The organism is Mesorhizobium sp. M1A.F.Ca.IN.020.06.1.1 (assembly GCF_004023265.1).
Lineage (GTDB): Bacteria > Pseudomonadota > Alphaproteobacteria > Rhizobiales > Rhizobiaceae > Mesorhizobium.
The window spans coordinates 1-560 of the sequence record NZ_RZSR01001710.1 but is presented as its reverse complement, the minus strand read 5'-3'; the positions used below and the strand labels follow the sequence as shown (position 1 = coordinate 560).

The following is a 560-nucleotide window of genomic DNA, read 5'->3' as shown; positions in this document are numbered from 1 at the left end:
GAGCGAAGCGGAGGACGGCGCAGCCGTTGCGGCCGTGACCGGGGGGTGGCAGGGATCGCCTCTCAGGCAGGCCGCGGGCGCGGCCTTTCCGGCGGGGACAACCGCCATGGCAGCGAGGCTTCCGGTGAGGCCGCCCCTGCTCGCCTGTAGCCCCTTGACCGGTCATCCCGACGTCAGGAAGCGACGGGCATCTTCCGGGGCGAGCTGATCGCTGAGCCACGCCGCGAGACGGGTTGGGCCGAGATGGCGCAGATCGTCGTTGAAGTCGCCGAGCTGCGGGCGAAGCACTATTGCGAGATTACCGGCCTCGCCTGCGCGTCGGCTGAGCCGCTCAATGCCATGTCGGCCGGCAGCGTCGGCGTCGGCCGCGATGTAGAGGCGACGGCAGTCGGGCGGGAAGGACAGGCCGGCAAGATGATTGGCCGAGGTCGCGGCGGCCACCGACAGTTTGGGCATCACGACGCGGAGCGAGGCCATCGTCTCGAAACCTTCGCCGGCGACCATGACCGAAATTGATTCGCTGGGCTCCATGCCGAGCCAGATGGCGTTGCCTAGAAGAT

1 protein-coding gene is annotated in these 560 nt (G+C 68.8%); it reads right to left on the bottom strand.

Annotated elements, in window-relative coordinates; genetic code table 11:
* Nucleotides 1-162: 162 nt before the first annotated feature.
* On the bottom strand, nt 163-560 hold a 398-nt coding region (locus tag EOA60_RS36495; RefSeq protein ID WP_206628475.1), incomplete at its 5' end, for a toprim domain-containing protein.